The sequence below is a fragment of the Anaerococcus nagyae genome (genome assembly GCF_017874535.1).
GTDB classification, from domain to species: Bacteria; Bacillota; Clostridia; order Tissierellales; family Peptoniphilaceae; genus Anaerococcus; species Anaerococcus nagyae.
This window is the reverse complement of sequence record NZ_JAGGLS010000005.1, coordinates 59,557-77,477: the sequence shown is the minus strand read 5'-3', so window position 1 is coordinate 77,477 and position 17,921 is coordinate 59,557. Positions and strand designations below refer to the sequence as shown.

Sequence of the window (17,921 nt, the reverse complement as noted above, 5' to 3'; positions counted from 1 at the left end):
ATCGTATAATAATAGTAAAGGAGTGAGTAAAATGATAAACTTAGATGAAATAAAAAAAGCAAGTAAAAATATTATAAATGAGGTAATAGAAGAGGCTAATCTAAGAGAAGGAGATATACTAGTTTTAGGAGGCTCTTCAAGTGAAATAAATGGTGATAATATAGGTAAAGATTCATCACAAGAAATAGGAAATGCTGTAATTGAAGAATTTCTAAGTATTTTAAATGATAAGAAAATATATTTAGCAGTACAGGGATGTGAACATATAAATAGAGCTTTGGTAGTGGAAAAAGAACTAGCGATGAAGCGTAGCTTTGAAATAGTTTCAGTAGTGCCAGCTCTCCATGCTGGCGGAGCAATGAGTGTTGCAGCCTTTAATAAGATGGAAAATCCCGTTATGATTGAACATATTGTAGCTGATGCAGGAATAGATATTGGAGATACTGAAATTGGCATGCATGTAAGATTTGTTCAAGTTCCCCTAAGGCTTAAAGAAAAATATATTGGAAAAGCTCGCGTCACAGCTCTTAAATCACGTCCTAAATTAATAGGTGGACAGCGTGCTGTATATGAGTGACTTCTTGTATTATAAACACTTTACTGTATAATACTCAAGGCTAAAAATAGAAATTAAGAGGTATATATGAAAAATTATGATGTAATAGTTGTTGGTTCTGGAGCAGCTGGGGCCTTTATGGCTTATGAATTTAAAAAGCTTAATACTGATAAAAAAGTTTTAGTTATAGATGCGGGAAGAAAAGTAGCAGGCAGAATTTGTCCTATAACAGAAGGTAAAGTGGATCATTGTATAGGGTGTGAGCCATGTAACATTATGTATGGATTTGGTGGAGCTGGTACCCTATCAGATGGCAAGTATAACATTACCAACAATTTTGGAGGGGACTTACATCAATACATAGGTGAGAAAAAAGCGATGGAACTTATGGAATATGTAGATTCAGTTTTGATGGAATTTGATGGTGGTAATGATTTAGAGCTTTATTCTACAGATAGGAATGACCTTAAAACAAAATGTTTACAACATGATCTTCATTTGTTAGATGCTAGAGTACGTCATTTTGGAACAGAACGCAACAAAGTTATTCTTCAAAGAATTTATGACTATGTAAAAGATATTATTGACTTTAAATTTATGTCAAAAGTTGTAGATGTAGATTATTCAAGTGATGAATATGCAGTGAAAACTGATGATGGGGAAGTTTTTTCTTGTAAGGATTTAGTCTTAGCTGCAGGTCGTTCGGGATCTAAATGGATATCAAAGATTTGTGATAAATTTAATATAAATACAAAGAAAAATCGTGTAGATATAGGTGTTCGTGTAGAAGTTCCTGCAGAAGTATTTAAGCATATAACAGATGATGTATATGAAGCAAAGATCATGTATCAAACTAAGCAATACAATGATATTATTAGAACATTTTGTATGAATCCTTATGGTCATGTTGTAACAGAAAATACAAATGGCATTTTAACAGTAAATGGTCATTCGTATACAGATCCAGCTTTACAAACTAATAACACAAATTTTGCTCTACTAGTTACAAATAGATTTACAGAACCATTTGAAGATTCTAATGAATATGGAGAGTCAATAGCAAGACTTTCTAATATGCTAGGTGGTGGTGTATTAATGCAAAGATTTGGAGATCTTGTAAAAGGTAGACGTTCATCCGAAAGACGTATGGCAAAATCATTTACTACCCCGACATTAAATGCTACTGCAGGAGATCTATCTCTAGTCATGCCTAAAAGACAACTTGATGATATTATAGAAATGATATATCAACTAGATAAAATCGCCCCAGGTATGGCAAATGATGATACACTTTTATATGGTATAGAAGTGAAATTTTATAATTCAGTAGTAGATGTTAATGAGAGATTCGAAACCTCTCAAAAAAGATTATATTGTCTAGGAGATGGTTCAGGAGTAACCCATTCCCTATCACAAGCATCCGCGTCAGGAGTCGAAATGGCTAGGATTATTAATGGAGAAAATAATTAATGAATTATATTTATGAGCAAATAACAAAAAAAGATGGAATTACCTTAAGAGGAGTTGTCAATACTCCGGACAATTTTGATGCTCTTAAAAAATATCCAACTGTTATTATGTATCATGGTTTTGGTGGCGATAGAAATGGTTCTACATGGATGAGAAGTCAAAATGCTAGATACCTTACAGATAGAGGATATGTAGTAGTTAGATTTGACTTTTCAGGAACTAATGAGTCAGATGGTGATTTTTATGATATGACTGTAAGTCGTGAAGTAGAAGAAGCTGTAATGATTTATGATTTTACAAGGTTAAGAGAGTACGTAGATAGAAATAGAATTTACCTAGTAGGTCATTCCTTGGGTGGTGTAATATCTACTCTTATTGCAGATAAGGTTAAGCCAAAAGCTATGGTATTATTAGCTCCAGCTAGTGATATGAATAATCTTGATTATATAAAAGTAGCTGCAACGTCATATTTTGATAATAGTCAAACAAGTGAAGACACAGATCTATTAACTGTAATAAAAAAAGTTCATGAAATGGATGATGTAGATATAGGTGGAGCCAAATTAAGTAAAAATTTTTTAATAGACTTTATAAAAAAAGATATTTACGGTCAAGCTAGTAAATACCAGGGCAATGTTCTTATAATTAGAGGAACTGATGATGAATTAGTATTTAATGATGCAAATGTCAAACTAAATGAATCTTATCCACATTCTATATATGAACAAATAGAGGGAGCTGATCATTCGTTTAAAAACTATGACCATAGGATGATAATGTTTGATAAGATGTATAAATTCTTAGAAGAAAATTAGAAATAAGCCACTTTTAAGTGGCTTTTAAATTATTTGTTTTTTAAAAAATATTATTAAAGTTAAGATGAAATTTATATATTTAAAGTTATAATAAAATTATGGTTAAATTATTGATTACCACTAGCTTTGGTCTTGAAGCACTTGTAAAAAGACAATTACAAGATATGGGATACGATGACTTTAAAGTTAGTGATGGAATGATAGAGCTTAGGGCAAATCTATCGGATATAGCAAAACTTAATATAAATCTTAGAGAAGCTGACAGAGTATATTTAGAAATAGGTTCTTTTGAGTCTAAAGATTTTGATCAACTTTTTGAAGGAATAAAAGCTATAAATTGGCCTGATTTTCTATCGAAAGATGCTAATTTTATAGTAAATGCAAGATCTTATAAGTCAAAACTTTATTCACTTAGGACTATTCAGTCTATTAGTGAGAAAGCTATCATAGAATCTATGCAAAAAAAGTATAAGGTAAATTATTTTACTAAATCAGCTGAAAAAGTCGTGGTAGAGATAATGCTAAATAAAGACACGACAAAAGTTACTGTCGATACATCTGGAGAAGGCCTGCATAAAAGAGGCTATAGGGAAGATAGTGTAAAAGCACCTTTGAGAGAAAATCTTGCAGCTGCTTTGGTAGATTTATCTTTTTATAATCCTGATAGGTTTTTATTTGATGGATTTTGTGGATCTGGAACTATCTTAATAGAAGCTGCAAGAAAGGCTAGAAATATAGCTCCAGGAATTGATAGATATTTTGACTATCAAGAATTTATTTTTATAGATGATAATTATCATAAGATGGCAAAAAAGGAAGCTATGGAAGCTATAGATTATGATAAAAAGCTAAACATTCTAGGTTCGGATGTTTCGGGTAGAGCTATAAGTCTTGCTAAAAATAATGCCATGAACGCTGGAGTAGAAGAAGATATTTCTTTTATAACACGAGATATTTCATCAGTTGCATTAAAAGATGATTATGGCATACTTATAACAAATCCGCCTTATGGACAAAGATTATCAGACTTTGATACAAATAAGATTTATGAAAAGATAAATCACATATTTAAGAGTAAAGAAACTTGGTCTTTATACTTTATAACAAGTGATGAAAGTTTTGATAGAAGATTTAGAAAAAAACTTTCTAAGAAGCGTAAGCTTTATAATGGTGGACAAAAAGTAGATTTTTATCAATATTATGGTAAGAAACCAAGCAAAAACTAGATACGGAGGAAAGTATTGGATTCAAAAGAGAATAACACAGAAAAACACACTGGTATTATAATTGTTTCAGTAATAATTGCTATCTATTTAATAGGGACTGTAATTTTTTCATATGTAGCGCTTCCTGGAACTATTCTTAATGGGAAGGATATTTCTTATGCGTCAAAATCTGCCGCTTTAGCAAGTGTACCTGATGATTTTGGATTATCTGTTAAGGGGCGTGATGGTAGAAATCTTACTATAAGTCCAGCTGATATAGATTATTATTCAGAACTACCAAAAGATGCAACTATAGATCAAAATCCTTTTACTTGGCCTAAGGCTTTGATATCTAATTCGAAAAAAGAATATAATTTTGAACCAAAAATTGAATACAACAAAGAAAAACTTGATAAGTTAGTAAATGATTCTGAATTAGTAAACGGCATAACAGAGCCAGAAAATGCCAAGGTAGTATCTAAAAACGGTAAGTATGTTATAAAAGATGAAGTTGAAGGTAATAAGGTAGATAAAAATAAGTTAAAAGAATCAATTATAGATAGCATAAACACAAAAGAAAAAGAATTAAAATTAGATGACAGTTATTATATAAGTCCTGAAGTTAGGAAAGATTCTCAAAAAATTAAGGATATACTTGCTGATTCTCATAAATTAGAAGACATGTCTATTAAATTCAATTTTAATGGTTTTGATTTTAAGCTTGAGGGTGATTCACTCATGGATCTTATTGATTTAGGGGAAGATGGATTTGAATTAAATTATGATAAAGTAAGTGAATATGTAAATATGCTTGCAAGTGAAACAGATACCTATGGGAAAAATCGTAAATTTAATGCAACAGGTATAGGAGAAATAGTTGTGGGCCCTGGAGTTTATGGATTTAAATTAGATCATGAAGGAATGATTGATAAGATTTATGAGCAAGTAAATTCTAGAAAAAGCGGAACAATTGAACCAGTTTATGCTAATATTGCCTATGTAAGAACTGATACAGGAGAAGATATAGGAGATACTTACGTAGAAGTAGATATATCTCGTCAACACTTGTGGCTATACAAGAATGGAAATGTTGTTTTAGAATCTGACTTTGTATCAGGAAGACCTACAAATAACTGGGCAAGCAATGTAGGTGTTGGACAAATTTTAAGCAAAGCTCAAAATACCAAGCTCAGAGGAACTAATTTTGATGGAGTTACATCTTATGAAACACCAGTTGCCTATTGGATGCCAATAGGATGGGATGGCGAAGGCTTCCATGATGCTCCATGGAGATCTAGCTTTGGCGGAAGTATTTATCTTACTAAAGGATCACATGGATGCTTTAACCTACCTCCATCTTCTGCAAGAGCTTTATTTGAGAATGTAGATCCTCTTACACCAGTTGTAGTTTACGAATCAAGTACAAATAATTCACCAGCTATGGTATACTAGGGAAAATTATGATAAAGATAGAAAATTTAAGTTATAGATATCCATCAGAAGAAGGAAATGAAGGCCATCTTGCAATAGATGGTCTTAACCTTGCAATAAATAAAGGAGATTTTGTAGCGATTCTTGGTCATAATGGTTCTGGAAAATCAACTCTAGGCAAGTTGATAAATGCTCAAATTTTTCCTAGTGCAGGTGATATATGGTTAGATGACTTAAACAGCAAAGATGAAGAAAATATTTGGGATTATCGTGCAAAATGCTCTATGGTGTTTCAAAATCCTGATAACCAAATGGTTGCCACTACAGTAGAAGAAGAGGTTGCCTTTGGTGTGGAAAATCTTAGAGTTCCTAATCCTGAATTAAGACAAAGAGTAAATAGTGCTATAGAGCTTGTAGGTATGAGTGATTTTAAAAAGCGAAATCCAGCGAACTTATCAGGTGGTCAAAAGCAAAGAGTATCTATAGCAGGCGTAGTTGCTATGATGAGTGAGTATATAATCTTTGACGAGCCAACAGCCATGCTTGATCCTAAAGGTCGTAAGGATGTTATAAAGCTAGTTGAAGAGCTAAATAAGAATCATAATAAAACTATAATATACGTTACTCATTATATGGAAGAGGCAATTATTGCTGATAAAATAGTGGTTTTAGATAAAGGTAAAAAGGCTCTTGAAGGAAGTGCAAGAGAAGTATTTTCCAAAGTTAGTGATATGAAGAAATTAGGACTTACTGTTCCACAAGTTACAGAAGTTGCCTATGAACTAGAACAAAAAGGAGTAAAGTTTGATAAGCTCCCTTTAAGTATAGATGAATTCTTGGAGAGCATATGAATATAGAATTAAAAAACGTAGACTATATATACAACGAAGGATTACCAAGTGAAGTATATGCCCTTAAAGATATTAATTTAAAAATAGGTAGTCATGAAATTATAGGACTTATTGGACAAACAGGTTCAGGTAAATCAACTCTTGTTCAGTTGCTAAATGGATTATTGCTTCCTAGTAATGGGGAAGTTATTGTCGACGGGGTAAGCACCAAAGATAAACAAAAACGCCGAGATATCAGATTTAAAGTGGGTTTAGTTTTTCAATATCCAGAACATCAGTTATTTGAGGAAACTATAGCTAAGGATATAGCTTTTGGGCCTAAAAATATGAAACTATCCGATAAAGATGTTGATATAAGAGTTAAGGAAGCTATGGATAAGGTGGGACTTGACTATGAAACATATAAAGATATATCACCCTTTGAGATATCAGGGGGGCAACAAAGAAGGGTTGCTGTTGCAGGAATTATATCTATGAATCCAAAGGTTTTAGTTTTAGACGAGCTTACAGCTGGACTTGACCCAGCTGGTAGAGAAGAAATATTTTCTGAGATAATAAGTATTTACAATAATGATCCAGAATTGAGCATAGTATTGGTAAGTCATTCTATGGAAGATGTTGCAGAATACGTTGATAGGGTCATTGTTATGAATAAAGGGGAAGTGTTTAGTGATGCTACGACATATGACACCTTTAATAAAGTAGACCTAGAAGGTATAGGATTAGATATACCTCAAATTGCAAAATTTATGAGAGCTTATAAAAAAATAGGTAATGAAGTAGCGGATGATATATATACTATAGAATCAGCAGTAAAAGAATTATCAAGCTATCTAGGAGTTAGTGATGAATAAGATATCAATAGGCCAATACTTACCATTCAATACATTTATCCATAGGCTTGATCCAAGGGTAAAAATAATAGGAATTTTTGCTTATATTATTACAATATTTTTTGTAGATGACTTTATAACATTTATTCCATTTGCACTTTTGGTGTTTGTAATGTTATATGTTGCAAAAATTCCAATTAAAAGTGTTTTTAAGTCATTAAGACCTTTATTATTTATAATAATTATTACTGCAATTATAAATTTATTTACTACACCTGGCAATACTATTTTAAGTATAGGATCTCTAAGTATTTCTGATGAGGGACTTTATAAGACTCTATTTACAGTGTTAAGACTAGTTTTGATTATAGTATCAACATCTGTTTTGACCTATACAACTAGTCCAATGGAGCTGACTGATGGATTGGAAAAAATATTTTCTCCTCTAAAAAAGTTTGGTTTTCCTGCTGGAGAATTAGCTATGATGATAAGTATCTCCCTTAGATTTATACCAACCTTATTTGATGAAGCTAATAAAATAAAAATGGCACAAATGGCAAGAGGAGCTGACTTTGAATCAGGAAATATTTTTAATAGAGCTGTTGCTATGGTCCCTTTATTAGTACCTTTATTTATAAATTCATTTAAAAGATCAGATGAATTGGCAACTGCTATGGAAGCTCGTTTATATAGGATTGGTGAAGAGCGTACTAAGCTAAACGAAATATTTATGGGGAAAAAAGATTACTTAACACTTTTTATATTCATCGGATTTTGTGTTTTAGTAATCACAAAACATTATCTATGGTGAAAAATATTTTATTAAAGATTGCCTATGATGGTACAAATTTTCATGGCTATCAATACCAAGAAAATTTTAGAAGTGTGGAAAGCGAAGTAAAAAAAGCAATAAATAAGGTTACAAGTGAAGATAATAGGATTATAGCAGCTGGCAGAACTGATGCTGGCGTGCATGCCTATGCTCAGTACATAAATTTCTTAACGGCTAGTAATATAAATCCAAAGGCATTTAAATATCATCTAGATCCATTTTTACCAAATGATATCATAGCTTTAGAAACAAAAGAAGTAGATTTATCTTTTCATGCTAGATTTTCAGCAAAGACTAAAACTTATAAGTATGTGATAAATAGAGATAAAGTTATGCATCCTATATACAGAAATTATATGGAACAAATTACTTATTCTTTAGACTTGGATAAATTAGAAGAAGGCCTTAGAGTTTTAAAGGGTGAGCATGATTTTAAGTCCTTTATGAGAGCTGATAAAAATTTAGATATAAATACAGTTAGGAAAATCGATAATTGTTATTATCAGCAAGAAGATAACAAGCTTTTAATTTATTTTAAGGCTAATAGCTTTTTACATAACCAAGTAAGAATAATGGTAGGAAGTCTTATTGAATTATCCCGAGGGAAACTAACTATAAATGATTTTAAAAGTTACTTTAAACCAGATAATGAAAATAGAGCTAACCCAGCCTTAAGTCCTTGTGGACTTTATTTATGGAGTATTGATTATGAGTGATAATAAAAAATTTTTTTATAATGAAGCTAAAGTTTTAATAATAATTCTTTTGTCTATTTTAGGATTTCTATTTGTTAAAAAGGCAAATTTTTTAGCTTTTGCTATAATTACTTCTATTGTATTTTATCTAGCAATTATCTTTATAGAGAGTAATAATTTAAAGTTTTCTAAACACATCTTAAATATAATACTAGCCTTCTATAATGTAATAAGTTTATTATTTATGGTACAATATTTTATAAGCGGTATTGATGAAGTAAAAATTTATGAGATATTTTTACATCCATTTATTAATGATGGAGTTTATAAAATAGAATATATAGTATGGATATTTATTTATACTTTATTTTTACTAATAATACAATCATCAAAGCTAGAGTTTAGTGGAGAGAACTATGGAAGATAATAGAAATAATGAAGTAAATGATAATGTAGAAGAATATGATGAAGAAATTGAAGAGATATTAAGTGAAACAAATAATAAAAGTAGAAGAAAATTAAAGCTCCCTAAATATGATAAAAAAATAAAAATTATTATTGGAATTATTATAGTTGTTGCTTTAGCTGCTTTGTTATATTTTTTAAATAAAAATAAAAATTCTAATGTAGGAGAATCTAAAACTTCTCAGGTTGTAGATGAGGATTCTTATAATGGGTCCAATATAATGAGAGTGGATTTAAATCAAGTTAAGAAGATCAATATTGATTTAAAAACAGCTGATGTTAGAATTCAAAGATCAAATACAAATCCATATATAGAGTATACTCATCTTTACAAAGGAGAAGATGATATTTATACAGTGGATGTCTCTTATGAAAATGGTGAGCTAAATTTAAAATCAAATATACAAGGTAAAGAGCTTAATATGAAAAATAAAGTTCAAATAGTTAGAATTTTCTTGCCAAAAGATGAGCCTTTGGATGAAATAAAGGCTAATATTGGAGCAGGAAATGTGAAGATAACTGACCTTGAAGTTAAAGATTTGGACCTTAATGTTAAAAGTGGCCATGTAACTTTTGACAATTCATTTTTTGGCGGTAGTGTTAGCAATGAAGCAGGAGATATAATATTAGATAACTCAGAGCTTCTCAATTCTAAACTTACAACTAATTCAGGAGACATAGTTATAAGCGATAGTAAACTGGGTCAAAAATCTGATTTTTCAACTTCTACAGGTAATATTGTAATAAATTCAAAAGATAAGATAGATAGCTTTAATATAGATGCCAGACTTGAAGTAGGAAACTTTATCTTAGGAAATATATCTTATAGAAACATCAAAGATGGATTTAGCAAAGATAATAAAGCTAAGAAAGACGTTAGCCTAGAGACTAAAGTAGGGGATATTATTTTTAATAAAGGTGAAGGAGCTATTCTAGAAGAAGAAGAATATATAACTAATAAGAGCAAAAGAGATGATTCTGATAGTAAGCATGAAAATGAAGAAGAATCTCAACAAGAAATGGAGCAAAAAATTCAATCCGAAGCTGAAAAAACGCTCAATGAAGATATTGAAGAAGAATTAGAAGAATCAGGTCAAGCTGACTATTCTATAAATAATAAGGAAGAAAAGACAAATAATTAAGTTCTTCAGAACTTAATTATTTTTTTATAAAAATATGATAGATGATAAATTACTTTATGAAAATTTAAAAAAATATTTTGGATATGATACATTTAGAAATGGACAAGAAGAAATAATTACAAATATATTAAAAGGTGAGGATGTATTAGGAGTTTTACCTACAGGCGGAGGTAAGTCAATCTGCTATCAATTACCAGCTTTAATTAAGGAAGGCATTACCTTAGTAATATCGCCTTTAATTTCTTTGATGAAAGATCAAGTAGATTCCCTAGTAGAAGACGGTATAAGTGCAAGCTTTATTAATTCTAGCTTAGCATATGATGATTATATTGATAGTATAAGAAAAATTAGATCGGGGAATATAAAACTTCTATATATATCTCCTGAAAGACTTGAAAATAAATTTTTCTTAGATTTTCTAAAAGAATTAAAAGTATCATTTATAGCCATAGATGAGGCTCATTGTATAAGTCAATGGGGTCATGATTTTAGACCTTCATATAAATTAATACCTAGCATATATGAAATTCTTGGAAATGTTCCAGTAGCAGCCTTTACTGCTACTGCCACTCAAGAAGTTCGAGAAGATATAATAGCTAATCTTAAACTTAAAGAGCCTTATGTTAAAGTGACAGGCTTTGATAGAGAAAATCTAACCTTTAAGGTAGAAAAGCCATCAGATAAGATGAAATTTGTAAAGAGATATTTAAAGGATCATGAAAATGATTCAGGTATTATATATGCTTCGACTCGAAAAAAGGTAGATGAATTATACAAGTCTATAAAAAAATTAGGACTTGATGTTAGTAAATACCATGCTGGATTAAGTGAGGATACTAGAGTAAAAGATCAAGATGATTTTATATACGATAGAAAAAAGATTATAGTTGCAACTAATGCTTTCGGTATGGGAATTGATAAAAGTAATGTTCGCTATGTAATTCATTACAATATGCCAAAAGATATGGAATCATACTATCAAGAGGCAGGACGTGCTGGCAGAGATGGAGAAGCTAGTGATTGTATATTATTATATAATGCTCATGATATAATTATAAATAAATTTTTTATAAATCAAACGAATAATCCTTCTTATAAAAAATATCAATTAGAAAAGCTACAGACTATAATTAATTATGTAAATACTAGCAAATGTCTAAGAGCTTTTATCCTGGAATATTTTGGACAAGAAGCAATGGATACCTGTAATAATTGCTCTAATTGTCTAAATGAAGTAGAAAAAACAGATGCAACTATCGATAGCCAGAAAGTTCTATCCTGCATATATAGATTGGACCAAAGATATGGATCAAGAACCGTAATTGATTGTTTAAAGGGAGCTAATAATAAGAATTCACGTGAGAAAAATCTAAAAGATATATCGACTTATGGTATTATGAAAACTAATAGTGAAAATTATATAAGAAATCTTATAGGTACACTAATAGCTGATGGATATATAAGAGTAAGTGGTAGTACATATCCTATATTAAGATTAACTGAAAAAGCAAAAGAAGTTTTGTTTGAAGAATCAAAAGTATATGTAAATTATACTATAAGGGAGAAAGAGGATCTTAAAGAAAAAATTCCTTATATAGTAGATGGTGAAGATTATGATGAAGAACTGTTCAATCATTTAAAGAAAGTAAGACTTGAATTATCTAAAAAGAGAAATATACCTCCCTTTATTATATTTTCAGATGCATCATTAAAAGATATGGCAATTTATAAGCCTAGATCTGAAGAAGATTTTTTAAAGATTAAAGGTGTAGGGGATAAAAAACTCATGCAATATGGAGATATTTTTATAGCTGAAATATCTGAATTTATAATTAATAATAGAAAATATTAAAATCAAAAAGTCTAATCTTGCATATTAACGCTAGGATTAGACTTTTTATTTTATTATTTATAAAAGATTGATTCCCTTATTTTCTAAAGCTCTTCTATAATCATCTGGCCAATAGGAAACTTGAACTTCTCCTATATGAGCTTTTTGTAAGAAGAACATACATATTCTAGATTGTCCTATACCACCACCGACAGTTAAAGGAAGATCACCGTCTATTAGCATTCTGTGATAGTCGTATTTTAATCTATCTAGGTTATCAGATTGCTTTAATTGTTCGTTTAATCTTTCAGGATTTACCCTAATTCCCATTGACGATAGTTCTAATTGATCATCTAAGATTGGGTTATAAACTATAATATCCCCATTAAGTAGCCAGTCATCATAATCTGGAGCTCTGTTATCATGTTTTTCCCCATTAGATAGTCTATTACCAATCTGCATTAAAAATATTGCACCGTATTCTTTAACGGCAAGTCTTTCTCTTTCTGTACTATCCTTAATATGCGGATATTTGTCCAAAAGTTCTTGACTTGTGATAAAAGTAATTTGATCTTTTAACAACTTATGTCTTTGAGGTATCAAAGTACATAGATATTCATCAAGAGATTTTAATGTCCTATAAATTATATCTACAACTCTTTTAAGATATTCTTCATTGCGATCTTCTTCGCTTATAATGAGTTCCCAATCCCATTGGTCAACATAAAATGAATGTGTATTATCAGGATTTTCACAACGTCTTATAGCGTTCATATCTGTGTATAGCCCTTCATGAACTTTGAAGTCATAATTTTTAAGTGCGTATCTTTTCCATTTAGCAAGGGAGTGTACAATCTCTAAATTTTCTCCTCCTGCATTTGGAACATCAAATGTAACAGGACCTTCGTATCCGTTTAAATTATCGTTGAGTCCAGATTCTATTGATACAAATAATGGCGCACTAACTCTTTTTAAGTTTAAGTTATTAGCCAAGTTGATTTGAAAATAATCTTTTATTTCTTTTATTAATAATTGTGTAGTATATAAATCTGTGCTAGATTTATAACCTTCTGGTGATTTAATATTATACATTTATGCCTCGTTTTCTAAGTATTCTTATAAATTATAATTTTTTCATAATTTATGTCAAGGATAACGTTCCCTGCCAATATATATTTATCTTAATTTTTTAAAACCCCAAGTTTTATAAAAAATAACTTGTAATCTTGTATTACAATAAAAACATAATTTCTTACGGAAGTTATTTAGTTAAATTGTTACTAAATATTTAGAGAATATTATTAAGGAGAGAGTATGGAAAATAATTATTCTAATTTATTCAATGTGAATGGAGATGTTAGCTTAAAACAATCTCTACCTCTTGCTTTTGAACACTTAATAGCTATGATTGCCGGGTGTATAGCACCTACATTAATTTTCGCTGGTGCTGCAGGTCTTGATAATGCTGATTCTATTCTTTTGGTTCAGATGTCACTTATAGGATCTGCTCTTACAACTTTATTAATTCTTTTTGGTCCTGCAAGACTTATAGGAAATAAGCTGCCAATGATTTATGGTGTAAGCTTTTCTTATGTTCCAACTATGATAGCTCTTGCTGGTCAATTTGAATCTTTGGGAGCTAAAAATATTGTAGCAATAGTACTTGGAGCTCAATTAATTGCAGCTGTTGTTTCTATGATTTTTGGCTATGCTCTAAAATATGTATTACCATATTTTCCACCTTTAGTTGCAGGTACTGTCGTTTTATCAATAGGTTTATCCCTATATCCTGTTGCTCTTAATTATATGGGCGGTGGAGGAGATTTAAGTATGCCTGGTTGGGGAGCATGGCAATATTGGTTTATTGCAGGTGTAACTTTATTAGCTAATATAATATTTACTCATTTCGGTAAAGGTATGGTTTCCCTTGCCTCAGTTTTATTATCTATGATAGTAGGTTATATACTTGCTTATTTTATGGGTTACGTTAATTTAACACCAGTAAGTGAAGCTTCATGGTTTTCTGTAGTTAGACCAATGTATTTTGGAATTAAATTTGAACCATCAGCTATAGCAGCATTTATTATAATATTCATTGTCAGCTGTATTGAGGGAATTGGTGATATGAATTCTACTACTATAGGGGGTATGGACAGACCTGCTACAAGTGATGAGCTTCGTGGTGGTATAATTGGATTTTCTTTAGCTAACATTATTGGAGCATTCATTGGAACTTTACCAACAGCAACATTTTCACAAAATGCTGGAATTGTTTCTATAAATAAGGTAATTAATAAAAAGGTATTTACCACTGCATCTATTATGATATTAATTGCAGGGCTTGTACCTAAATTTTCATCATTATTATTAACCATTCCATATCCTGTAATTGGAGGAGCAACTTTATCTGTCTTTGCTGCTATAACAATGAATGGTATTAGGATGATAACTAGCCAGCCACTTTCTATGAGAAATACTTATATAGTAGGTGTTTCTATTGCTATTGGTTTTGGATTTACTCAAGTAGTATCAGGAGCTCATAATGCAGGAGTTACATTTATGCCAGAATCTTTAGAAGTAGCAATAGGCTCATCTCCAGTAGTGCTTACAACTTTATTTGCATTTTTTATGAACATATTAATACCTGAAAAAGAAGAAGATAAACAAATAAAAAATTAAATTGTGTTTATAATTGATCTAGCGGGTATATAGATAATGTAGTAAGGGGTATATTTTACATAAACTTTACATAAGTTTAAAATGAACTAAATAAAGTAAGTGTAATATACTTAAAGAAAACAAATATATGAAAATTATAAGGAGATTTTTCATGACACTTAAAAATTCAAAGATTATTGCAGCAGCACTTTCACTAGGATTAGTATTAACTGCTTGTGGTAATGACAACGCAAAAGACAACAAAGCAGATGATAAAGCTGCTACAGAAACTACAGATAATCAAGCTACAACAGATGATGCAGACAAAGACGATTCAAAAAAAGATGATGCAACAACTGATGATAAAGCTGACGACAAAAAAGATGAAGACAAAGATAAAGATAGTACAGCAGATGCCGAAGACTACGATTTTGTAGTAGTTTCAAGAGAAGAAGGTTCTGGTACAAGGGGAGCATTCATCGAATTAGTTGGCCTTGAAGAAAAAAATGATGATGGAACAAAAGAAGACCACACAACAGTAGATGCAGAAGTTCAAAATTCTACAAACGGTGTAATGACAACAGTATCTTCTGATCCAGATGCAATTGGATATATTTCTTTAGGTTCTTTAAATGATACTGTTAAAGCTGTAAAGGTTGAAGGAGTAGAAGCAACAGAGGAAAATATAGTTTCTGGTGATTATAAAATATCTAGACCATTTAACCTTGCTTACAAAGAAGATAAACTTAATGATTTAGGAAAAGACTTCTTAAATTATTGTCTATCAACAGAAGCTCAAGATATTGTTAAAGCTGAAGGATATGTTCCATTAAGTGATACAAAAGCTTATGAAAAAGCAGATGGACTTAGCGGTAATCTTACAGTTGCAGGTTCTACATCAGTTACTCCATTAATGGAAAAATTTGCTGAAGCTTACCAATCTCTTAATCCAGATGTTAAAATTGAAATCCAATCAACAGGATCTTCTGCAGGTATTGAAGCTGTAACAGATGATGCAGCAGATATAGCTATGGCTTCAAGAGAGCTTGAAGATGAAGAAAAAGAAACTCTTAAACCAGAAGTTATCGCAACAGATGGTATTGCTGTTATAGTAAATAAAGACAGTAAAGTTGAAGATCTAACAATAGATCAATTAAAACAAATCTTCTCTGGTGAAATCACAAATACAGGAGACCTTAACTAGAAATGAAAAATACTAAGGAAAGATTTGGAGAAATCTTATTCCTTATATCAGCAGCAATGTCCGTAGTACTTATATTATTAATCATATTCTTTATCTTTAGATCTGGAATAGATTTCGTAAGTAAATACGGACTTGTTCCGTTTATAACGGGAACGAAATGGGCACCTAAAGCAAAACCAGCAAGCTTTGGTATTTTACCAATGATTGTTGGTTCTGTTATAGTGACCCTTGTATCAACATTAATAGCTTTACCTTTTGGTTTAGCAGTATCCGTATTTATGGCTTATTACGCTGATAAAAGTTATGGCTTTCTCAAATCACTAATCAACTTAATGGCGGCAATTCCCTCAGTAGTATATGGTTTCTTTGCTATGGTTAAATTGGCACCAATTGTTGGAAAAGTATTCCATACTCGCCAATATAACATGCTTACAGCATCTATACTACTAAGTATTATGATTTTACCTACAATGGTAAATATTTCTGAAAATTCACTTCGTCAAGTTCCAAAAACATTCTATACAGGATCTTTAGCACTTGGTGCTACTAAGGAAGAAACTATTCATAAAGTTATGATTCCTTACGCTAAAAGCGGTATTTTTTCTTCAATAATCCTTGCTATAGGACGTGCAATAGGTGAAACAATGGCTGTATATCTAGTTGTTGGTAACCAACCTAGAATGCCAAAGTCTATTTTACAAGGGGCTCGTACTCTAACAACAAATATCGTTCTTGAAATGGGTTATGCATCTGGTATGCATAGACAATCGCTAATCGCAACTGGTATGGTACTATTCTTCTTTATATTATTAATAAACATAATATTTAATATTATAAGAGATAAGAACCAAGATAAGTATTAATGTAAGCTAAGGAGTAAAAATGACTAAACCATATAAATTTTTCGTAATGTTTTTTACATTTTTGGCTTATGCAGCTAGTGGTATTATAATTGCCTATGTTTTAGTAAGAGGTATTCCAAATATAAGTTCTTCACTATTTGAATGGAATTATACCTCAACTAATGTTTCTATAATGCCAGCTTTGATTACAACATTTTTTACTATATTGTTGACATTATTAATCACTCTACCTATAGGTATATTTACTGCTATCTACTTATCTAATTATGCAAAGAATAAAGCGTTTATTAAAGCAGTAAGATTTGCTACTGAAATTTTATCATCAATTCCATCAATTGTTTATGGTCTATTCGGTTACTTATTTTTTGTAACTAAAGCAGATCATGGACTTGGTATGGGGTATTCTCTAATAGCAGGATGTTTGACTGTATCTATAATGATTTTACCTACTATAATAAGAACAACCGAAGAAGCTATTCTTACAGTAAATCCACTTCAAGCTCATGCTTCTCTAGCTTTAGGTGCTACCAAAATTCAAACTATATTTAAAGTGGTGATTCCAGAAGCTATGGATGGTATTTTAGGTGGAATATTTCTAGCAACAGGTAGAATAGTAGGAGAGTCTGCAGCATTAATTTATACTATGGGTACACAACCTTCTATTCCTAAGGGTTTATCAAATTCAGCAAGAACTCTTGCTGTTCACATGTATATGCTATCATCAGAAGGTTTCCATGTTAATGAAGCGTATGCAACTGCAGTTTTACTATTAGTATTTGTAATTTTAATCAACTGGATTTCAGCTAAGATTACTAAGCAGTTAGTAAATTAAGAGGAGAAATAAATGGATAAAAAGACATTTGAGGCTGGCAATGATAATCAGTCAAATGTAAATAATAAAACTAAAAATGAAGAAAAGATAAAAAGTGCAAGCGAAGAAGCTGATTCTTCTATAGAAAACAGTAATCTAAAGGAACATATGGAAAGCACATATAGTCTTTCCTATGAAGATAGGGATGAAAATAAATCAGTTCACACATTAGATGATAAGAATAGGTTTTCTGATTTAG

Annotated in this window: 17 protein-coding genes; 16 read left to right on the top strand and 1 reads right to left on the bottom strand. The window is 30.7% G+C overall.

Going from position 1 to position 17,921, the window contains the following annotated elements:
* Positions 1–31 precede the first annotated feature (31 nt).
* The 12 genes from J2Z39_RS05155 (at position 32) to recQ (ending at position 12,147) form a co-directional block, all read left to right on the top strand.
* Complete coding sequence (locus tag J2Z39_RS05155) at positions 32–577, top strand: TIGR01440 family protein (protein ID WP_117521776.1); 546 nt, start codon at positions 32–34, stop codon at positions 575–577.
* A 66-nt stretch (positions 578–643) separates the two neighbouring features.
* Entirely contained in the window at positions 644–2,026 is a 1,383-nt protein-coding gene (locus J2Z39_RS05150) for an NAD(P)/FAD-dependent oxidoreductase (protein WP_209814080.1), read from the top strand.
* On the top strand, positions 2,026–2,841 hold the full coding sequence (locus tag J2Z39_RS05145) for an alpha/beta hydrolase family protein (protein WP_209814078.1): 816 nt from the start codon (positions 2,026–2,028) through the stop codon (positions 2,839–2,841). Before J2Z39_RS05150 ends, J2Z39_RS05145 begins: the two co-directional genes overlap by 1 nt.
* A 98-nt stretch (positions 2,842–2,939) precedes the next feature.
* Entirely contained in the window at positions 2,940–4,067 is a 1,128-nt protein-coding gene (locus tag J2Z39_RS05140) for a THUMP domain-containing class I SAM-dependent RNA methyltransferase (protein ID WP_209814076.1), read from the top strand.
* A gap of 15 nt (positions 4,068–4,082) precedes the next feature.
* Positions 4,083–5,498: a L,D-transpeptidase family protein gene (locus J2Z39_RS05135; protein ID WP_245325700.1), complete on the top strand. Its 1,416-nt coding sequence runs from the start codon at positions 4,083–4,085 to the stop codon at positions 5,496–5,498.
* A gap of 8 nt (positions 5,499–5,506) precedes the next feature.
* Positions 5,507–6,328: an energy-coupling factor transporter ATPase gene (locus tag J2Z39_RS05130; RefSeq protein WP_209814074.1), complete on the top strand. Its 822-nt coding sequence runs from the start codon at positions 5,507–5,509 to the stop codon at positions 6,326–6,328.
* The gene (locus J2Z39_RS05125; protein ID WP_117521771.1) at positions 6,325–7,182 is read left to right on the top strand and encodes an energy-coupling factor transporter ATPase; all 858 of its coding nucleotides are present in this window, start codon (positions 6,325–6,327) and stop codon (positions 7,180–7,182) included. The genes J2Z39_RS05130 and J2Z39_RS05125 overlap by 4 nt, the downstream gene beginning before the upstream one ends.
* Positions 7,175–7,972 carry an energy-coupling factor transporter transmembrane component T family protein gene (locus tag J2Z39_RS05120; RefSeq protein ID WP_117521770.1) on the top strand — a complete coding sequence of 266 codons (798 nt, stop codon included), beginning with the start codon at positions 7,175–7,177 and terminating at the stop codon, positions 7,970–7,972. The genes J2Z39_RS05125 and J2Z39_RS05120 overlap by 8 nt, the downstream gene beginning before the upstream one ends.
* A complete protein-coding gene (gene truA, locus J2Z39_RS05115) occupies positions 7,966–8,709 on the top strand; it encodes a tRNA pseudouridine(38-40) synthase TruA (RefSeq protein WP_117521769.1) in 744 nt (247 codons plus the stop codon). Before J2Z39_RS05120 ends, truA begins: the two co-directional genes overlap by 7 nt.
* Positions 8,702–9,115, top strand: coding sequence for a hypothetical protein (locus tag J2Z39_RS05110; protein WP_209814072.1), 414 nt, complete (start codon positions 8,702–8,704; stop codon positions 9,113–9,115). Before truA ends, J2Z39_RS05110 begins: the two co-directional genes overlap by 8 nt.
* On the top strand, positions 9,105–10,295 hold the full coding sequence (locus tag J2Z39_RS05105) for a DUF4097 family beta strand repeat-containing protein (RefSeq protein ID WP_209814070.1): 1,191 nt from the start codon (positions 9,105–9,107) through the stop codon (positions 10,293–10,295). The genes J2Z39_RS05110 and J2Z39_RS05105 overlap by 11 nt, the downstream gene beginning before the upstream one ends.
* Before the next feature lie 34 nt (positions 10,296–10,329).
* Entirely contained in the window at positions 10,330–12,147 is a 1,818-nt protein-coding gene (recQ, locus tag J2Z39_RS05100; RefSeq protein ID WP_209814069.1) for a DNA helicase RecQ, read from the top strand.
* A 57-nt stretch (positions 12,148–12,204) separates the two neighbouring features.
* On the opposite strand, the gene asnA is transcribed toward recQ, so the two are convergent.
* Positions 12,205–13,218 (bottom strand): aspartate--ammonia ligase, encoded by a 1,014-nt coding sequence (gene asnA / locus J2Z39_RS05095; protein ID WP_117521765.1) that lies wholly within the window; start codon positions 13,216–13,218, stop codon positions 12,205–12,207.
* Positions 13,219–13,440: 222 nt separating this feature from the next.
* On the opposite strand from asnA, the gene J2Z39_RS05090 reads away from it, so the two are divergent.
* The 4 genes from J2Z39_RS05090 (at position 13,441) to pstA (ending at position 17,683) form a co-directional block, all read left to right on the top strand.
* Positions 13,441–14,805: a uracil-xanthine permease family protein gene (locus J2Z39_RS05090; protein ID WP_117521764.1), complete on the top strand. Its 1,365-nt coding sequence runs from the start codon at positions 13,441–13,443 to the stop codon at positions 14,803–14,805.
* Positions 14,806–14,956: 151 nt separating this feature from the next.
* A complete protein-coding gene (locus tag J2Z39_RS05085; RefSeq protein ID WP_117521763.1) occupies positions 14,957–15,988 on the top strand; it encodes a substrate-binding domain-containing protein in 1,032 nt (343 codons plus the stop codon).
* A 2-nt stretch (positions 15,989–15,990) separates the two neighbouring features.
* Positions 15,991–16,851, top strand: coding sequence for a phosphate ABC transporter permease subunit PstC (gene pstC, locus J2Z39_RS05080; protein WP_117521762.1), 861 nt, complete (start codon positions 15,991–15,993; stop codon positions 16,849–16,851).
* 19 nt (positions 16,852–16,870) lie between these two features.
* The gene (gene pstA / locus J2Z39_RS05075; RefSeq protein ID WP_117521761.1) at positions 16,871–17,683 is read left to right on the top strand and encodes a phosphate ABC transporter permease PstA; all 813 of its coding nucleotides are present in this window, start codon (positions 16,871–16,873) and stop codon (positions 17,681–17,683) included.
* The last annotated feature ends 238 nt before the right edge of the window (positions 17,684–17,921 follow it).